12 protein-coding genes are annotated in these 18,741 nt (G+C 42.9%); 7 read left to right on the forward strand and 5 right to left on the reverse strand.

Features of this window, described 5'->3' with window-relative positions:
- The first annotated feature begins 50 nt into the window (after nt 1–50).
- Nucleotides 51–1,907, forward strand: coding sequence for a sialate O-acetylesterase (locus SKC38_RS00370; RefSeq protein WP_377974124.1), 1,857 nt, complete (start codon nt 51–53; stop codon nt 1,905–1,907).
- On the opposite strand, the gene SKC38_RS00375 is transcribed toward SKC38_RS00370, so the two are convergent.
- Both SKC38_RS00375 and SKC38_RS00380 read right to left on the reverse strand, forming a co-directional pair.
- Complete coding sequence (locus tag SKC38_RS00375) at nt 1,904–4,294, reverse strand: TonB-dependent receptor (protein ID WP_377974125.1); 2,391 nt, start codon at nt 4,292–4,294, stop codon at nt 1,904–1,906. The genes SKC38_RS00370 and SKC38_RS00375 overlap by 4 nt on opposite strands.
- Before the next feature lie 129 nt (nt 4,295–4,423).
- Entirely contained in the window at nt 4,424–5,281 is an 858-nt protein-coding gene (locus SKC38_RS00380; protein ID WP_377974126.1) for an AraC family transcriptional regulator, read from the reverse strand.
- A 126-nt stretch (nt 5,282–5,407) separates the two neighbouring features.
- Between SKC38_RS00380 and SKC38_RS00385 the strand changes: the two genes are divergently transcribed.
- The 4 genes from SKC38_RS00385 to SKC38_RS00400 all read left to right on the forward strand — a co-directional run bounded on the left by SKC38_RS00385 (nt 5,408) and on the right by SKC38_RS00400 (nt 9,212).
- Complete coding sequence (locus tag SKC38_RS00385) at nt 5,408–6,364, forward strand: phytanoyl-CoA dioxygenase family protein (RefSeq protein WP_377974127.1); 957 nt, start codon at nt 5,408–5,410, stop codon at nt 6,362–6,364.
- A gap of 122 nt (nt 6,365–6,486) precedes the next feature.
- Nucleotides 6,487–7,416, forward strand: a complete 930-nt coding sequence (locus SKC38_RS00390; RefSeq protein WP_377974128.1) for a helix-turn-helix domain-containing protein — start codon at nt 6,487–6,489, stop codon at nt 7,414–7,416.
- Entirely contained in the window at nt 7,391–8,389 is a 999-nt protein-coding gene (locus tag SKC38_RS00395; protein ID WP_377974129.1) for an aldo/keto reductase, read from the forward strand. The genes SKC38_RS00390 and SKC38_RS00395 overlap by 26 nt, the downstream gene beginning before the upstream one ends.
- A gap of 61 nt (nt 8,390–8,450) precedes the next feature.
- Complete coding sequence (locus SKC38_RS00400) at nt 8,451–9,212, forward strand: hypothetical protein (protein ID WP_377974130.1); 762 nt, start codon at nt 8,451–8,453, stop codon at nt 9,210–9,212.
- A 33-nt stretch (nt 9,213–9,245) separates the two neighbouring features.
- Here SKC38_RS00400 and SKC38_RS00405 read toward each other — a convergent pair whose 3' ends face one another.
- Both SKC38_RS00405 and SKC38_RS00410 read right to left on the reverse strand, forming a co-directional pair.
- On the reverse strand, nt 9,246–10,883 hold the full coding sequence (locus SKC38_RS00405; RefSeq protein WP_377974131.1) for a carboxylesterase/lipase family protein: 1,638 nt from the start codon (nt 10,881–10,883) through the stop codon (nt 9,246–9,248).
- Nucleotides 10,884–10,897: 14 nt separating this feature from the next.
- Nucleotides 10,898–13,636: a DUF7133 domain-containing protein gene (locus SKC38_RS00410; RefSeq protein WP_377974132.1), complete on the reverse strand. Its 2,739-nt coding sequence runs from the start codon at nt 13,634–13,636 to the stop codon at nt 10,898–10,900.
- A gap of 181 nt (nt 13,637–13,817) precedes the next feature.
- Here SKC38_RS00410 and SKC38_RS00415 point away from each other — a divergent pair, with 181 nt between their 5' ends.
- A complete protein-coding gene (locus SKC38_RS00415) occupies nt 13,818–15,011 on the forward strand; it encodes a multidrug effflux MFS transporter (RefSeq protein WP_377974133.1) in 1,194 nt (397 codons plus the stop codon).
- 276 nt (nt 15,012–15,287) lie between these two features.
- Entirely contained in the window at nt 15,288–17,894 is a 2,607-nt protein-coding gene (locus SKC38_RS00420; RefSeq protein WP_377974134.1) for a TonB-dependent receptor, read from the forward strand.
- Between the two features lie 51 nt (nt 17,895–17,945).
- Here the strand turns inward: SKC38_RS00420 and SKC38_RS00425 are convergent, their stop codons facing one another.
- On the reverse strand, nt 17,946–18,620 hold the full coding sequence (locus tag SKC38_RS00425; protein ID WP_377974135.1) for a TetR/AcrR family transcriptional regulator: 675 nt from the start codon (nt 18,618–18,620) through the stop codon (nt 17,946–17,948).
- Nucleotides 18,621–18,741: the final 121 nt, after the last annotated feature.

The following is an 18,741-nucleotide window of genomic DNA, read 5'->3' on the forward strand; positions in this document are numbered from 1 at the left end:
TATAGGCTGGGAATCAAAATTTTGAACTATAAACTGATAAAATCGATACCATGCACAGATTTATCACAATCATTTTATTTTCCATTACACTTAACACATTCGGCCAAATCAAACTCCCCGCTTTGGTTGGCGATAACATGGTGCTGCAACGCGACAAGCCCACGACCATCTTGGGTTGGGCAAGTCCCGGAGAAAAAATTCGTATAGAAACCCGTAATAAAGTCATTAAAACACAAAGCGATAAAACGGGGAAATGGACAGCTCAAATGCCCGCCTTTTCAGCAGGAGGACCTTTCGATATGCGCATCAATGACGTCCTAATTCACAATGTACTTTGGGGCGATGTGTGGTTGTGTGCGGGGCAGTCCAACATGGTTTTGCCCATGGAACGTGTGAAAGAATTGTATGCCGAAGAAATAAAAAAGGCCCAATATCCACAGATACGTAATTTTTTCATCCCAACGGTCTCGAGCAAGATTCAAGAAAAAACCGATTTGCCAAAAAGCATTTGGCAAGAAACCAATCCCCAAAGCGTCCTCAGCATGGGAGCAGTCACTTATTTCTTTGCCCAAAAACAATTCGAAAAAAACCACATACCCATCGGCATCATTAATGCCAGCGTGGGCGGCTCGCCCATCGAATCGTGGTTGAGCCTAGACCAATTGAAACAATTCCCAGCCTACGCGCAGGATACCACACGCGTCCAAGCCGCGGCGGTAACCAAATCATTGCCCGACAAAGGATTAACCGAATCCGTAAAATGGTTCGAAACAAATTACCAGCCGCAAGGCTGGAAAAACTACTTCATTCCTGGATTTTGGGAAGATCAAGGACTCGGGAATCTCAATGGCGTGGTGTGGTTCCGCAAAGAAATCGAACTGACTGCTGAGCAAGTAAATCAACCTGCCAAAATCTTCATGGGTCGGATTGTGGATGCCGATGAAATGTATGTCAATGGCACGCGAATCGGGAATATCACCTACCAATATCCACCCCGTCGCTACGAAGTCAAACCAGGTATTTTGCATCCCGGGAAAAACATCCTCGTTATCCGCGTGAGCAATCAAGCAGGAAAAGGAGGATTTGTTCCCGACAAACGCTATGAATTGCAATTAAGCAACGAATCCCTTTCGCTGATGGGTCCATGGCAATATAAAGTGGGTTCGGTTTGGAACCCCAATCCCGTTGTTTCCACAGCACAAATGTATAGCCCAACGGCACTGTATAATGGCATGATTGCGCCGCTTGTTCCATATAGCTTACGTGGAATCTTGTGGTATCAAGGGGAATCCAATACCAGCAAAGCCCAAGACTATAAAGATCTATTAAAGGCTTTGGCAGCAAATTGGCGCGCGAAGTTCCAACAGCCCGAATTGCCGTTTATCTATGCGCAATTGCCGGGTTTTGGCGACCGACAATTTCTTCCGGTTGAAAGCAATTGGGCACAATTGCGCGAAGCGCAACGAAAGGCGGAAGCGGAAATTCCCAAAAGCAAAATGGTTGTAGCCCTTGACCTCGGCGAATGGAATGACATTCATCCTTTGCGCAAAAAGCCTTTGGGTGAACGCTTTGCTGACGCTGTGACCCAGGAGCCCGCTGGGCCGCAAATTGCAAAGGCCAAAAGAAAGGAAAACAAAATTGAATTGGAATTTAAACCCGAAGGAGGTCCATTGAAAATCGACAAAAGCGCTGAAAACGAATTGCAATATTTCACCATCGCGGGGAAAGATCGCAAATTTGTTTGGGCCAAAGCCTATATCGAAAATAACAAGGTCATCGTTTCTTCCGATGAAATAAGTGAACCCTATTTCGTGCGATATGCTTGGGCAGATAATCCCGAAGGAGCCAATTTAACAAATGAAACCGCTTTGCCAACTGGACCCTTCGAGATCGAAATTAAGCCTTAATCATTCGAAAATTGATTCTCGAGCAAGGACTCTTTAAAGATGTTCGCGAAAGAATAGGCGAAGGTGATGAAAACAGAACGCGTATCCACTTTCATCGTTCGAACTAAATTGAAATCCGATGGAGCGCTGATATTCCAGCCTGTACTTTGCATGTTAAATACGTCACTAAGCACAATTCCTAGACCGCCTTTGCCGTGTAAAATTTTGGTCTGAAAACCCAAATCTACATTATATACAGCCTTTCTCGTTCCCTGTGCCATGGCCGTAGGAGCATTATAAGCCCCGAATACCTGTAGTTTCGTATTCTTCGAAAGGTTGAAATTATTCACAACTTTTGTGTACCAACTAAACACGTCGTTGGCCACATCCGTATTGCCAGCATTCCCGCTCAATTTTTGATTAAAAAGAGAAACGCTGGTATTCACCGACCAAAACTTCGTTGGGAACCAATTAAAAATCTCCTCAATTCCCACTGTCGATGCATTCCCAATATTCTGTGGCGTAGTGATCGCGACCCCATTCGGTTTCATCTCAATCACCGTCCGAATTACATTATTCGATAATCGAAAAAATGCACTGCTTGATAGACTCCAGCCGTCCCCTTCTTTGTCATACCCTAACTCCATCACATGCACTAATTCCGGTTTCAAATAAGGATTTCCACCATGTTGATTCAGCGAATCTGTAATGTCCATCATCGGATTTAATTCGCCCAAACCGGGACGATTAATTCGTCGGCTATAGCTGAATTTCACAAAATCCGAAGGATTAATAAAATAAGCCAAATTTGCCGTTGGGAATAAATTAAAATAATTCCGCTGGAAGGAAATACTTGAATTGGAAACCGAAGATCCCGAATTATTTACCTGTTCCGCACGCAAACCAATGTCGTATTTCCAAGCTTTGCTTGGCTCTGATTTGATTTGCACATAGGCCGCATGCACCTGTTCCTGAAAATCAAACACATTACTTAAGGCCGCATTTTTTACATAATTGCCTCTAAGCAAAGTCTGATTTTGGTAATCAATATTCGTGGAACGAATAATACCTTTATACCCCGTTTCAAGTTTTACTTTTTCTGAAAGCGGTTTCACATAATCCACTTTAAGATTCGTTGTTTGCGGTTTTTGATAACTGTAAGTCCGCTGCATGAAGGGAATCCCTAAGGCTGAACCCGATTCGTTTTGTGCATTCGTGATGATGTCCGTATCCTGATTTTCTTTCCCAATCGACGTGCTCGCATTCCAAACAATTTTCTCACCCTTGCTTGCAAATTGATGTGCATAAGTAATGGCGAATTCCCCAACAAGGGCCTTTTCTACCTCAAAAGATTCCCGGCGATTACGCGACGTAAACGAGCCCCACTGCGAAGCGAAACGCGAAGTCAAAGTCTCGTCATTATCTTGTCCTTCCAAATTTCCAATAAACTCCAGGTTAATCACATCGCGATCCGATGCCGCATAGTCAATGTTCAATTTAAGATTTTGCGTTTGTTCCGTCCGATTATCCTGACGGCCTTGCGTCAATAAATAGTTTAAGGGTTGATCAAAACTCGTCCGATTCGTAGTTGCCTGACGCGTACGTTCCGAATATTTCATATCATAATTCAAACCGATGTTCCATTTCCCCGACTGGTGATTAATGCTAAACGCAGAGCTTCCTCGAGCCTTCGCACCCATACCACCCCCGATGGACGCCATCGCATTCGTTCCACCCGTAGTCACTTTTTTCAACTTAATATTGATAATCCCACCTTCGGAATCCGCATCGTATTGCGCAGAAGGATTGTTGATGATTTCGACACTTTCCACGCTACTCGCCGGAATTAAATCCGTCGACGAGATTCCTGAGGTCCGACCGTTAATTAAAATCAGCGGACCTTTTCCTCGAACGGTAATTGCTCCATCTGCATCCACAACAACAGTGGGTACCGACTTCAATAAATCCGTCGCGGAACCGCCGGCTTGTGTCAAATTATCTTTGGCTTTGATGATAAAACCTTGCGTGGTTTTTTGAACGAGTTCTTTTTGGGAAACAACTTCTACAGAAGCGAGTAAGCGATTATCCTCGGTCAGCATCGTCGTTCCCAAATCGGTATTTTCTTGAACGCGGAACGCTATACGTTTGGGTTCATAACCCATCATTTGAAATTTGATCAAGTAGTTACCGTTGGAAGCTGTCAATTTGAATTGCCCTAAACTATCAGAAACGGCACTTTTCAGCAATTTGACCGTATCGGATTGTGCATACAAAAGCACATTTGCAAATTCTACGGGCGCCTGTTTATCGTGTAATTTCCCTTGAATGGAAAAAGGAGATTGGGCAAAAATTGAAAGAGAAGTAAGAAGGGAAAGTAGTAAACCGCTGAAGGTTTTATTGATTAACATATCATGGTGGTTAGTACAAAGACGTTCCAAATTTCAACAGCCGATTGAAATTGAAAACATGTAAGCGACAAAACTACGAATCTTCGAGACAAATTCGCCTGTAAATTTATCAATGGCCGAATTCTTCCATCAATGGTCAAGCCTGCCTTGCTTTTTAAACTGGGATGGCGACATCCCCAACTGCTTTTTAAACACCCGATTGAAATAAGACAGGTTTTCAAATCCCGATTCATAGCAACAAATGCTGATGGGTTTGTCTTGTAACAATAGCTGTTTCGAATAATTGATCCGGTATTGATTGACAAAATCCGTGTAGGTTAGCAAAGTCGTTTTCTTGATGTAGCGACAAAAAGCCGGAACCGTTAGACTCAATTCCTCGGCAATCAGTTCCGTATTAATCTTGTCCTGAAAATGTTTCTCCACATATTGATATACCCGCGCCATCCGCTCCTGTTGTTTCAAAACTTGTTGGCTCGCAATCGGCCGAACGCGCAACGAAATCGCCGTTTCACTTTCCGCTAACAATTGAAAAATATGCAATAACTCGACAAATTGATCAAAACGACTCAACGTTGGAATCAACTTCATGCGTTCCCCGACCAAGCGTTTCGTTTCGCCATCAAAGGCTAATCCCGAATTAGCCCGCTCCATCAATGCTCGAACTTTTTGCATTTCAGGAACCTGCCCCATGCGGACTTGAAAATAATCGGGTGGGAATTGAATCACAACCGTCTCCACACGTGTTTTGGCGCCGTAATCAAAATTCAAATGCGGAATATTCGAACCAATTAAGGCTAAATCTGATCCATAATAGGTCGAAACATGATCGCCAATGTGCCGTATTCCGCGTTCCGCTTCCACATAGACCAATTCGATTTCGGGGTGAAAATGCCAATAAAATACTTCGTTGAGCTGCGGCGTCAGCAACAAGCGAAACGAACTCTCCGAATCGGGTTGAATCTGTTCTAATTTTAATTTCATTGACATAAATCTGTCTGATTTAAACCCAATATATCCATAAATATCAATACAGTGCAAATAGTTGTCAATAAGGCATTAATTGGCAAGTCATAAAATGTAGAGATTTGTCAAAAGAATTTAACCTTACCCGATATGCAAAACGAAACCATGATTCCGAACAATGCGCATTATGACATTCCCGGAAATCCGTCGACTGCTAAAAGCAGCCAATTATCCTTAAACAATCGCACAAATGGTGAAGCCTTGCGCGTGTTGAGCGAGGAAGATTGGGAATTTTGGAAAACCAACGGCTATATCGTCATCAAACAAGCCGTTCCACGCGAACAGGCGCTGGAGACAGCCAAATTCCTTTGGGAATTCGAAGAAAAAGATCCTAATGATCCGAGTACCTGGTATACAGCTCCACGAGCAGAAATGAAAATGAAGGAGTTGGGAGGAACGGGCATGGTGGAGTGCTACAACAATCAGCATCTTTGGAATAACCGACAAATGCAACGCGTATATGATGCCTTTGTGGACATCTGGGGGACGGAAAAGTTATGGGTGACGATCGATCGCGCGAATTTAAATTTCCCGATCCGACCTGGCCACGAATACAAAGCATTCATTCACTGGGACTACGATCCAGAAACTAAACCCGTTCAAGTCCAAGGCGTATTAGCGCTTGTGGACCAAACAGACGAAAATATGGGAGGATTCCAATGCATCCCGGAATTATTTAGAAACTACGATACTTGGAAATTAACACAACCCGAAAACCGTGATCGTTTCAAACCAGACACGACGGGCTTCACGCCAACCAAAGTTAAAATGGAGGCTGGCGATTTATTAATTTTCAACAGCCTTCAACCCCACGGTATTCGAGCGAATAACAGCGATAAAGTACGCTGTGCCCAATACATTTCCATGATGCCGGCTGAGGAGGATAATGCAGCTTTGCGCGAATGGCGCGTGAATTCCTGGAAAAACCGCATCGCTCCAGAAGGCTATGCCTTCCCGGGTGACCCACGCAACTGGGAACAAACCAAATATGATACTGCCAAACTCAATCCTTTGGGAGAAAAAATCCTCGGACTAAGCAAGTGGTAATGAAAAGGCTCAAGAAATCTTGAGCCTTTTTTGTTTGATTTATATAAACATCTATTTGAATATTGTATAGAATAACTGGCTTCTCGCTCATACCTTTGTTTGATTAATCCATAAATAAGCACATGGAAAAAATTGAAACCTTAAAGGATTTCTACCAAAACAAATTCAATTGGATACCCGAAAATTTAAGCAAAGATTGGGGACATTTCAATGTATTTAAACTCGACCCATACATCGGAATTGGTGCGAAAACCGTGCCGTACCGTCGACGTGATTATTATAAAATCACCTTAGTCAAAGGCTCTGGAACGATTTATTACGCAAATAAAATCATTGAAGTCAAAGAGAATGCTATCGTGTTTTCAAATCCATTAGTTCCCTATAAATGGGACTCTACAGAGAATTTACGTACCGGTTATTTCTGCATATTCAACCATGATTTTTTCCAACAATACGGCAATTTTTCGGCTTATTCACTGTATCAACCTTCGGGCACACCTGTCATAGAATTGAGCGATGCTGGGTATGAATCTTTCCAGGTTATTTTTGAAAGAATGTTAGCCGAAATCGATTCCACTTATATCCACAAGTATGACATGTTGCGGAATTTGGCCTTAGAAATGATGCATACTGCCCTCAAATTGGAACCAGCAAATTCAAGTCGATATGCTCCAGGCAATGCAAATCAAAAGATTTCGATGTTATTCCTCGAATTATTGGAACGGCAATTCCCCATCGAAGGGCCCCAAAACAAAATCAAATTAAAGACCCCGTCTGATTTTGCAAACCAGTTGGCCGTCCACGTAAATCACTTAAACCGCGCGGTAAAAGAAACAACAATCAAAACTACGTCGCAACTTATCGCTGAGCGCATCAGTCAGGAAGCCAAATTAATTCTATCACATGGAGAATGGACCATCGCTGACATTGCTGAAGCATTAGGTTTTAATGAAATCAGCTATTTCAATCACTTTTTCAAAAAACAAGTGGGCATCAGCCCCGCAAAATTTAGAAATAATATACATCATGGAAAAACGAAAATTAGGGAATAGTGGCTTAGAAGTTTCAGCCATGGGCCTTGGTTGCATGGGCATGAGCTTTGGTTATGGACCTAAAGCTGATGAAAACGAAATGATTAAAATTATCAGGGCAGCTGTTGAAATAGGCATTACTTTTTTTGACACGGCAGAAGTATATGGACCATTTATCAACGAAGAATTAGTGGGAAAAGCGTTAGCTCCATTTAAAGGTGAAGTGGTCATTGCGACCAAATTTGGCTTTCATTTAGACCCGAACCAAGGCTATAAAATGAACGGATTAGATAGTTCGCCAGCGAATATTCGCAAGGTTGCCGAAGCCTCGTTAAAGCGCCTAAAAGTAGATGCGATTGATTTGTTTTACCAACATCGCGTGGATCTGAGCATCCCCATCGAAGATGTGGCTGGCACAGTTAAAGATTTAATCAAAGAAGGCAAAGTAAAGCATTTTGGCTTGTCGGAAGCGGGAGCAGCCAACATCCGTAAGGCCCATGCAGAAATGCCGGTAACGGCCTTACAAAGTGAATATTCTTTATGGACACGGGAACCAGAACAACAAATCATCCCGACCCTCGAAGAATTAGGCATCGGTTTTGTTCCATTTAGCCCGCTCGGCAAAGGATTTTTAACGGGAAAAATTGACGCGAATACGGAGTTTCATGAAACAGATTTCCGCAGAACCGTACCTCGTTTTACCGAAGAAGCGCGTGAACATAATCAGAAATTGATCAACGTTCTAGCAGGCATTGCACAAGAAAAAAATGCAAGCCCAGCACAGATCAGTTTGGCTTGGTTATTAGCTCAAAAACCTTGGATTGTACCTATTCCGGGGACGACGAAAATGCATCGTATGCATGAAAATTTTGATGCCATTCAAATGCAATTAAGCGCTGATGACATCAAGCAAATTTCCAATGCGACCTCCCAAGTAGAGGTTCAAGGGACCCGGTATTCCGCAGCTGCCATGGAAGCTTTGGCCAAAAGTTAAAATTTTATCCTATTTCACGTACGAGAATCGTACCTTTGCATCTTCTTCTGAAAAACCAATCATGAAATCATTCGTATCAATCTGCCTATTATTATTCATACAATTCACGATTTTGGCTGAAACAGCAACAGATTCCACCAAGAAAGAAATCCAATTCGCTACCTCTACCTTAATCACCAATAACGGAATTTCCATCATCCCTATTTTTACCTTGGGAAAACCTGCTGCAATCATCAACTTTACCGTTGGCCGCAAATTGACCTTTGAACCCGAATTTCGCGTTTCCTTAGAAGGTAAACCTTGGTCCTTCATCTATTGGTTTCGATACAAATTAGCGAAAACGCCCAAATTCACTTGGAGTGTAGGAGCCCATCCTGCAATCATTTTCAAAACCATTCCCGTGATCGTTAATGGAACTAATGACGAGGTATTGCGAGCTCAACGCTTTTTGGCAGCCGAAATGTCTCAAAACTACCGCTTCAATAAACACGTAAATCTTGGCTTCTATTATTTAGTAGGCGCAGGAAGTGTGGAAAATAAAACCAAACCCACGAACCTGTTGACTTTGCGTGGCGGATACAATAACATTGAATTAGGCAAGGGGTTTTTAGCGGGTGTTAATTCCCAATTGATTTACTTGTTTACCAATGGCGAAGAAGGATCTTATGTCAACGCCACATTTACGTTGACGCATAATACGAGTCCTGTCACGCTTTCGTATTTTTACAATCAACCGATTAATTCCGCGATTACCGGTGGAAAAGATCCGGTCTGGAATGTGGGGGCAACCTATGCCTTCAATAAAATGTTTAGCATGAAATAAAAAAAGCCCGGCTACTACACCGGGCTTTTTCAATTAACCTAAGGCTTTTCGAGCCTGGCCATCTGGGTTATTAACGAGAGAACACTGATCATCTAAAATCATCGTCTCCCCGTTTGTCTTCGTATAAGGTTTCCAATTCGGTAAGCCTCCGCCATTGGGGTTACCCGTTTTGACAAAGTTCAAAAAGGACTTTGCCATTTTAGTGGATAAGGCCCGAGGACGTTTGCCTCCTCCGGTATGCGTCAACATCAAGTCGGTGTTGTAAAACCAAAAACAAATATCATCGCAATGGAACGCACGCATACGACCATCGAATAGAGGTGGCTGCCAGCCGAACCAAGAAACATACACGGGCGCTTTGCCTTGTGAGAATTTCGCATCCGCCGCCGCGATAGCACCTTTCCGATTTGAGTTAATCATCGCCCAAATTTCAATCGGTTTCGCATTTGGGAAGTTTTGATGGAAGGCCTCCACAATAGCCGCCGACTGGTCGGCAAAGCGTGGTTTAATTTTGTCAACTACCCCCGCAAGGGTTATCAATTCCAAACTCGCATCTGTACGCGATGGACTGAACTCGTGGAATGTCGTATTGATGATCAACGGAATATCCGCGGAGAAGTGGTTCGGGTCACTAAAGAACGGTTGGTCGTTCATCGTAACACCATCCGCCACAGGTGAAAATCCACCTCGCGTAATGCCCATTTTCTTCGCCTCTTCATTCATTTTCTCCACGGCGCGCGACGTAATATCAATGTATTGTCGCCAAGGAATTTGTTGGAGCTTCTCAATTTCACCCTCTTTCAAACCCGCCTCTTCCATGACCTTTACACCTAGCTTTTCTGCGTATTCTTTATTAACCCCACCCAAGGACGATCCAGACAATGCAACCGCTTTGTGAAACAATCCTTTGGCAGAAGGCATATTCATCAACGAAGTAACCTTAGCTCCTCCGCCAGATTGCCCAATGATGGTCACATTACCTGCATCTCCACCAAAATGTGCGATGTTGTTTTTGACCCATTCTAATGCCGCAACCATATCTAAATTCCCCACATTTCCTGAATGTGGATGGCCACCTGCCGCCTTAAGATGCGAATATCCAAAGGGTCCCAATCGGTGATTAATTGATACAAAAACGACATTGCCCAAACGGGAAATATTTTCGCCATGATAGCCATCTTGCTCAATTGCATTTCCGTTGGTAAATCCACCACCATGCAACCAGACGATCACAGGACGCTTACTCGAATCAATCGCCGGAGTCCATACGTTCAAGCGCAAACAATCTTCGGATACATCATCGTAATTCCAATGATCGACAAAAGAAGCATAAGCATTCGAATAACGCTTCTCCATGATTTGCGGAGCGGTATTTCCCCACCAAACACAAGGTTTAATCTCCGACCAAGCAGCCGGTTTTTGCGGGGGCATAAACCGATTTTTTCCACTTGTATCCGCACCGTAAGGAATTCCCAAAAACTGATTAATTCCACGCAAAATAAATCCACGTACTTTGCCATATTCAGTTTGTGCTACAGCGATTTGGTCGCCCACGAATAAGACTTGATCGTCTGTACTCGCCGCCACGGAACTTGTCATTTGTTTCCCCACACTAAGTGAGGCTGCACCCAATCCTAAGGATTGAATAAAATTTCTGCGATTTGATTTCATAGAATATAGGTTGTTTATTTTAGTCCATAAATTTTTACTTGGCGCATAGACCACGGAATCTCGTCGGCCACTTTCGCAATACTTTCCACTAATTTTAAGCGGACAAATTTCGTTTTGACTTGATCAAAACTCACGACGTTATCCCCTTCTTTTCCTTTGTAATTCGCCACGTGTGTATTCCAAGTTAAACCATCCAACGAAGTTTCGATTTGCATAAGTCGAGGATAGGTCGGTATCATCGTAGGTGCTGCACCCGGAACCGGTTTAGCCGGACGTTTGAATATAGAGGATGAACTGAAGTGGAATTCCGACAAATTCATCGACTGTGGAAATTCAATCTGATACCACATGTCTTTAGCCTGCGTAATGCCGGTCGACCAGCCTTCGTAATTCGTCGCACTGCGCGGGGATGCATTTCCACCTACACGCGTAGAAACCGTATTACTCGCGCTGAATTTCCAAGCAGCATCTGCCGGAAACTCCTTAGGCACTTGACTCATGAGGGCTTCAAATTTATACATCGAAGATTGCTTGGCCGTCTTCGCCCGTATCGCCGCAACTTGTTGGGCCGTCACAAACGACGCATCATTCGACAAACCACTACGGATATACGAAACGACATCAGCGATCCATTGGTCCGACTGCTCTTTCATCGGTTGCATCATCCCGCCAGCATAATTCTTCCCTTCGACTGCTCCTTCCAAACCGTGCAATAACACGCGCACTGCATATTCGGGATGCGACTGAATGCGGAAACTTCCTGCCAAAGCTGGGGCTAAGAGTTTATTGTTACCCGCTGATTTTCCCATACCGTCATTGCCATGGCATTGTGAGCAAAGTTCGGCAAAAACCAATTCGCCACGTGCCAAAATTTCTTTTTGGTCCTTACTCAATTCTGTTCCATTAAATGGCCCGTTTTGACGAGGCTTAGGAGGCGTGATTGTTTGCTCGCCAACCAGTTTTACACCACCCGAAGGATGCTTGGCTATACTCGCTTTGACCTGTGTTTCTAAATCCGGCGCTTTCACAAATTTCGCAGAAAAAATCGCCTGCATAGCAACTTCCGGATCAGCATCCAACATACTTTTTTCGTACATCGAAGCAAAAGACTTATCCCCTGCTTTGTACAAAGTTTCTGAAGCTTTAAGCGCCTGGATGCGGATACGAGGATTTGCATCTGTGCCTAATTTTTGAACCACACTAGCTGGCAATTCCCCGAGACCTTCAAGCGTCCAAAGCGCATGGATTCGACCATTGATCGACGAGCCTTGTAAGGCCATTTGCTTCAAAGCGGGCACGACAGATTTGTCTTTACGTAATACTAAAACTTGCTGCGCCATATCTTGCCACCAGCCATTCGGATGATTTAGGTAGCTCACGAGTTTCGCAGATTTTTCATCATACATACGTGCAGGCTTCTTATCCCGTTCTTTCCCATCATAAGTAATGCGCCAAATCCGACCAAGTCCCACGACTTTGTCCAAACGATATTGATCAATTTTCAAACGCAAATAAGAGTCTTTGGGCGTCCATTGTCCTTCCTGTATAATCCCATGGTACATATCCACAATGTACATGGTTCCGTCGGGGGCCGTGGCCATATCCACCGGGCGGAATAAGGGATCCGTTGATTTTAAAAATTCCGACTTTTGGTCTTGATACACATTATGTAAGGTCGTCAAACCCTCCTTCACAACGGGATTGATTTGTCGGACAATCCGCGCCACAGGTTCTCCGTAAAACAACTGCCCACGTAAAGATGCAGGTAAGCGATCTCCGCGATATATATCATTTCCCGCGGAACCAGTTACGCGATTTAGCGAACCATCGGGTTGGCGAATTTCATCCATTCCGCCCTGCATGTCGGCAACTTTAACCGCCGCACCATACGGAACTTCAAAGCCTTTCGCGAGCTCATTAGGCACATCAAAATTTCCATATTGGATGGGAAATTGGAAGTACGATGGAACCCCTGAGGCCCCACCTTGAAACCATAATTTACCATTATCATCTTGACTAATTCCCCATTGTGCCCGATTCGCGCCGGTCTTTTCTCGGATGATTCCATTGGGCGTTTCGCGAATCCGGAAGGCATTGACGGTACTGTAAAGCCAATTATCCATTCCATAAAACAAGAAGGCTTGTTGGTGTTCCACATTCCCCGAACGGCCATATTTCGTCGTAAAAAGCTCTTTTTTATCTGCCTTTCCATCGCCATTCGTATCCGTGTATTTGTAGATATTATCCGCATCAGACTCCATCGTCAAAACAGCATCTTTGCCATAAGGCAACACAAAACGCGGAAAAATAAGTTTATCGACAAAGGTCGTCCCGGTCTCATAGACACCATCGTTATTTTTATCTTCCCAGCGGGAGATCCGACTGATGGGTTCGAGTTCGTTTTTGGAATCTGCATCCAACATATACGAACGAAGTTCTAGGACGTACATCCTGCCATTGCCGTCAAATACAATTTCGCCGGGTTGTTGGATGGCAGGCTCCGTTAATACCGGTTGAATTTTATAGCCAGGAGGCAATTGAAATCGTTTGGCTTCTTCTTCCACGGAGAATGGTTGGATTGGATCTTTGGGTGAAAGGTCGATTCCCTTCCAGTTTTCGTCGTTCGGGTCCACACCTGCAGGAATTCGCAACGTATCTAGGGTTCTTGTAATATCAGAAAGTGGTTGTTTGGCAGCACTCAAGGCCATCAAAAGGCCCAAGCCTAGCAGGCCAAAAGATAAAATTCGTTTCATAGGTTTAGTATTTGAGGTCAATCTCAGAATGAAAGAACAATTTAATGTCCTGATTTACAACTATTTTTAGACAAAATAGAAAATAACTGAGACGAACCGTAGGCTATCCCGTAGATTTGGATCACCATTTTTTATCCCCATGAAATGGTGGTAATTTTGCAGGCTAATTAAGCTTCCTATAATGACTCAAGCCTCAAACCGAACCAAAATCATTTTGGTCCTTGGTATATTGTCCGCGATTGGACCCTTGTCCATCGACATGTATTTACCCGCTTTCAAAAACATTGCGCATGCCTTAAACTGTTCGCAAGAACAAATGGGCTACACCTTGTCCAGTTTCTTTTTTGGGATTTGTGTGGGCCAATTAATCAGCGGGCCATTATTGGATCATTTTGGTCGGAAAAATGTGTTGTACATCGGCCTTTCCATTTATGTACTAAGCTCCATCGCATGTGCCTTTGCTCCATCAGTAGAAGCATTAACCATCTTCCGCTTGTTTCAAGCACTCGGCGGAAGTGTGGGAATGGTTGCCCCAAACGCTGTGATTCGCGAAACATTTGAAGAAAAAGAACGTCCCAAAATCATGTCATTAATGATCTTGATTCTCGGCGTATCACCCATTTTAGCCCCATCTTTAGGAAGTCTTTTATTGTCTTTAGCGAGTTGGAAAGCCATCTTCTTAGTCTTAGCCGGAATCTTGTTAGTTATCATCTTCTTGATAAAATCATGGTTGCCTGAAAAGATCAATCACGAAAAGCGAGGGCCGTTTAAGGTTGCGACGATTGCCAAAGCTTATCGCGCCTTGTTCAAAGAAAAGGAATATTTGATTTTTGCCTTTACGGGAGCGATTGGAGCGGGAAGCATTTTTACCTACGTGGGTGGAGCTCCATTGACTTTCTTGAATTATTACCAAGTGAGTGAGTCGAAATTCGGCTTGCTCTTCGCGATTGTTGCATCCGGAATTATCTCCGCCAGCCAACTAAATCACATCGTACTCAAGAAATTCAGCAGTTTGCAAGTATTACGCGTGACTTTGCCGACTCAATTAGGCCTTGCTTTGATTTTAGCCATCTTATCCAAACTGAATTTGATGACCATGGAGCTGAATATCTTCTTGCTCTTCTTGATTATGGGCTGTCAGGGTTTCAATTTTCCCAATGTAGCTACATTAGCTTTAAGACCTTTTCACCGCGGAGCAGGAACCGCTTCGGCCATGTTAGGATCTATCCAAATGGCTTGGGGCGCGGTTTGTTCGGTACTCGTAGGTTTACTTTTCGACGGCACTCCTTTCACCATGGCTATTATCATTTTCGGATGTGCGGCGCTGGCAAATACGATCTTGTTTGGTGTGGGAAGAAAAATAGTGAAGAGTTAAGAGCGAAGAAGTAAGAGAGAGGGCAGAGAAAACGACTAGCGACTGAACTCAGGTGATTTTAAAATAACCCAAAATTCGAAATTGAAACTTATAACCCTAGGCTTTAGCCTAGGGATCCCCAGACTGAAGTCTGGGGCTATAAATAAAACTATTAGACTAGCGACTGAACTCAACATTCCCCACTTTCATCTATACATTCGACCGCTGAGCAGAAAAATTAACAAACTAAAATATCACCAATGTATCTTTGAGGTACAATATTATTCAATCCGCCTAATGAAAAAATTCATTCTAACTACCCTTGTTTCGATTAGCACATTATTTGCATTCGCACAAGTTCCAGGAGCCCCAACCGGAGCCAAAATGCCCGACATGAATCGCGGCCACATCTATGGAAAAGTCGTTGACGATCAAGGAAAGCCGGTCGAATTCGCATCGGTTGTTTTATTAAAAACGACGATTGACCCGGCAACAAAAAAACCGAAAGATATTTTAGTTAAAGCCCAACAAGCAGAATTGAACGGGGACTTTAATTTCAAAGAGATTCCAATCAACGTTAAGTTGAAAATCAAAATCAGCTTTGTAGGTTTCACAAATTATGAAGCTCCTGTAGCTTTCGCGATGCCTCCCATGGGTGGCATGAAACCCGGCCAAGCACCCGATCCAGAAATGATGGCGAAAATGATGGCTGCCTTCGAAAAAGATTTGGGAAATATCAAATTAGCAACCGACTCCAAAGAACTTGATGCTGTCGTCGTAACAGGAACAAAAGCGCTTGTTGAAATGGATATCGATAAAAAATCATTCAACGTAGGACAAAACATCGTGACATCTGGAGGTACTGCGATCGACGTGATGCGTAATATTCCTTCCGTGCAAGTGGACATCGACGGTAACGTAAAAGTGCGTAATGCAAACCCGATTTTATTCATCGACGGTCGGCCTACCACCCTATCCATGGACCAAATCCCAGCCGATATCATCGAAAAAGTGGAGGTTATTACGAACCCATCAGCGAAATACGATGCATCTGGTAGCATGGCGGGCATCATCAATATCGTATTGAAGAAAAATAAAAAGAACGGTTACAACGGTATGGTGAATGCGGGTGTGAACCGCAGAGGAGGAACCAATTTGATGGGTAATTTCAGTTACCAACAAAATAAATGGAACTTGACAGCAACGATCATGAACATGATGGAGCGTAATGTTTCCAATGGTTATAGCGATCGTCAGGCGAACATTGGCGGAATTCAATCTTCCATTTATCAAAACCTAGATAACTCAACGAAAGGCTTCATGCTTTTCCCTCGTTTCTCAGCAGATTACGCTGTAACAAATCGGTCTACGATAACTTTAGGTGCATTCTTCGGTGGGGGTGGTCAATTTAGACCCAATGAAACATTGGACATCACAAGTACAGTGAATGGCGTGAAATCATTCAGCAATCGTTACACGGAAAGTTTACGTGAATTTAAACCACAAGGTTTCCAGTTTGGCTTCAAACACACCTTCCCGAAAGCTGGCGAAGAGTTAACGATGGACATGAACTTCTTTGGCGGAACGAATAAAGGGGAATCGGTGATTACGACCAACTACCTTAATAACAACGCGATAACAGGAACTCAAATCCAAAAGAACATAGGAGATGGCAAGAACAAATTCATCACGATTCAAACGGATTATGTAAAACCCATCAAAAACGAGGGTACGATTGAAATGGGTTTAAGAGCTCAAATTAATGAGCTGGCCAATACAAACATAAACACCCTAAAACCTGTGGGATCAGATGTTTATAAAGAGATCACATCAGCATCCATCAATTATTCAAGTACAAATGATGTCTATGCGGCTTATGTATCCGTTTCAGGCAAAACAACGGCCTTCTCATATAAATTAGGTTTGCGTGGCGAGAGTTCGAACTATTCAGGGGAATTGATAAATACCAAGCAACAATTCAGCAACAAGTATCCATTGAGCTTATTCCCTTCCATCTTCTTGAAGAAGGATTTATCGAAAACGGATCAATTACAATTAAGCATTACGCGCCGGGTAAATCGGCCTAATTTCTTCCAAATCATTCCATTTGTCGATTACAGCGATAGCTTAAATATCACCCGTGGAAATGCGAATTTAGTGCCTGAGTTCACAACATCTGGCGAACTTTCTTATAGCAAGACAAAAGGATCTGCCACATTCTTGTTCTCGGGTTATTACAAATACACCGACAATTTGATTACCCGTTATTACAGCAAAGAAATCAACCCGATCAGCGGTAAGATGGATTTGATAAATACATTTATCAATGCGAATTCAAGCATTAATTATGGGGCTGAGTTAACGTATACCAACAAGTTTCAAAATTGGTGGGATTTTACGGCCAACGTGAACGTATATAATTCGAAGATCAACACAAGCAACATTGAAAGCTCTGGTGCTGTGGCGGATGGTATGTGGACAGCCTTTGGTAAGATCAACAACAATTTCATCTTGCCGAATAAATGGGTGATTCAATTATCGGGAGATTACCAAGGAAAAACGAATATGCCCGTAAGTCAAAATCAAGGCCAAATGGGCCCTCCGGGCATGCAGGCGCAAAGTTCGTCCCAAGGCTATGTGGAGCCATATTATGGCATTGATTTAGCGATCAAAAAGTCATTCTTGAAAAATGATATGGCATCTTTGACTTTAGCATTCAATGATATTACAAAGACACGTGGAAATACGCGCGTTTCGTTGGGAGATGGATTTACGCAGACCTCATATCGGATTTCAAATCCACAGCAAGTGCGGTTAACTTTATCCGTACGTTTCGGTAAGTTTGATATGAGTCAGATGAAACGAAATAATAACAGCGGGGCTGATATGCAACAGATGCAATAAGGAACAACTAAATAAGATTTTAAAAACGGCCCAATTGGGTCGTTTTTATTGTTAGCGAGCTACTACTTTAAAAAGCATATCTTTCAAATACTGTTCAACAAAGGTTTCTTTCGACTGCCTATTGACATCTGTTAATTTAGGCAAATATGTACTGAAAAATAGCTGCGAATGAGCCGTTTCAATTAGCGTTGTACTCAAAGAATGCGGAAAAGGATATGCCGGTTGGTAGGCCTTAATTAAATCAGAAATCCGAGCACACAAATCCTTGTAGGGCTTGAACACCTCATTTTCATTAATCTCCTTTACCTCTTTCACAAGATATACCTTGCTGCTTTCCGCAATCACAATTTGATGGAGAACATTCTTATTATAGTCCGACTGCCCAAAACGCTCAGGTAATTCACGGGTAAACAACTCCACCACACGTTCTAATTTGGCACGCAAATCTTGAATAGGCTCTAATTGAACAACCACTAAATATTCCATGTAAGACCAGTACCAATTTAGAATATATAGCAACAAACGATGCTTATTGGTAAAATAGCGATAAATTGAGGCCTCTGTCGTATTCATTTCTACGGCCAATTTTTTAAACGTAAAATGTTCAAATCCTACTTCATTGATTAATTCAATCGCATGCTTGACAATCTGCTTCCCTAATTCAGTTCCTTCCGGATCCCGTAAATAAATATGCTCGTTGACCTTAAAACTTAATGAATAATCCATGGTTATATTGTTTTACCCCGACAAAAATAGACGATAATAATACTACCACAAAATATATTTTAATTTTATTTGCAATAGTATTACTATTATTTTAAAAAGTATTTTTAGTTTTGTGCCACAA

It is taken from the genome of Aquirufa echingensis (assembly GCF_042714525.1).
GTDB lineage: Bacteria > Bacteroidota > Bacteroidia > Cytophagales > Spirosomataceae > Aquirufa > Aquirufa echingensis.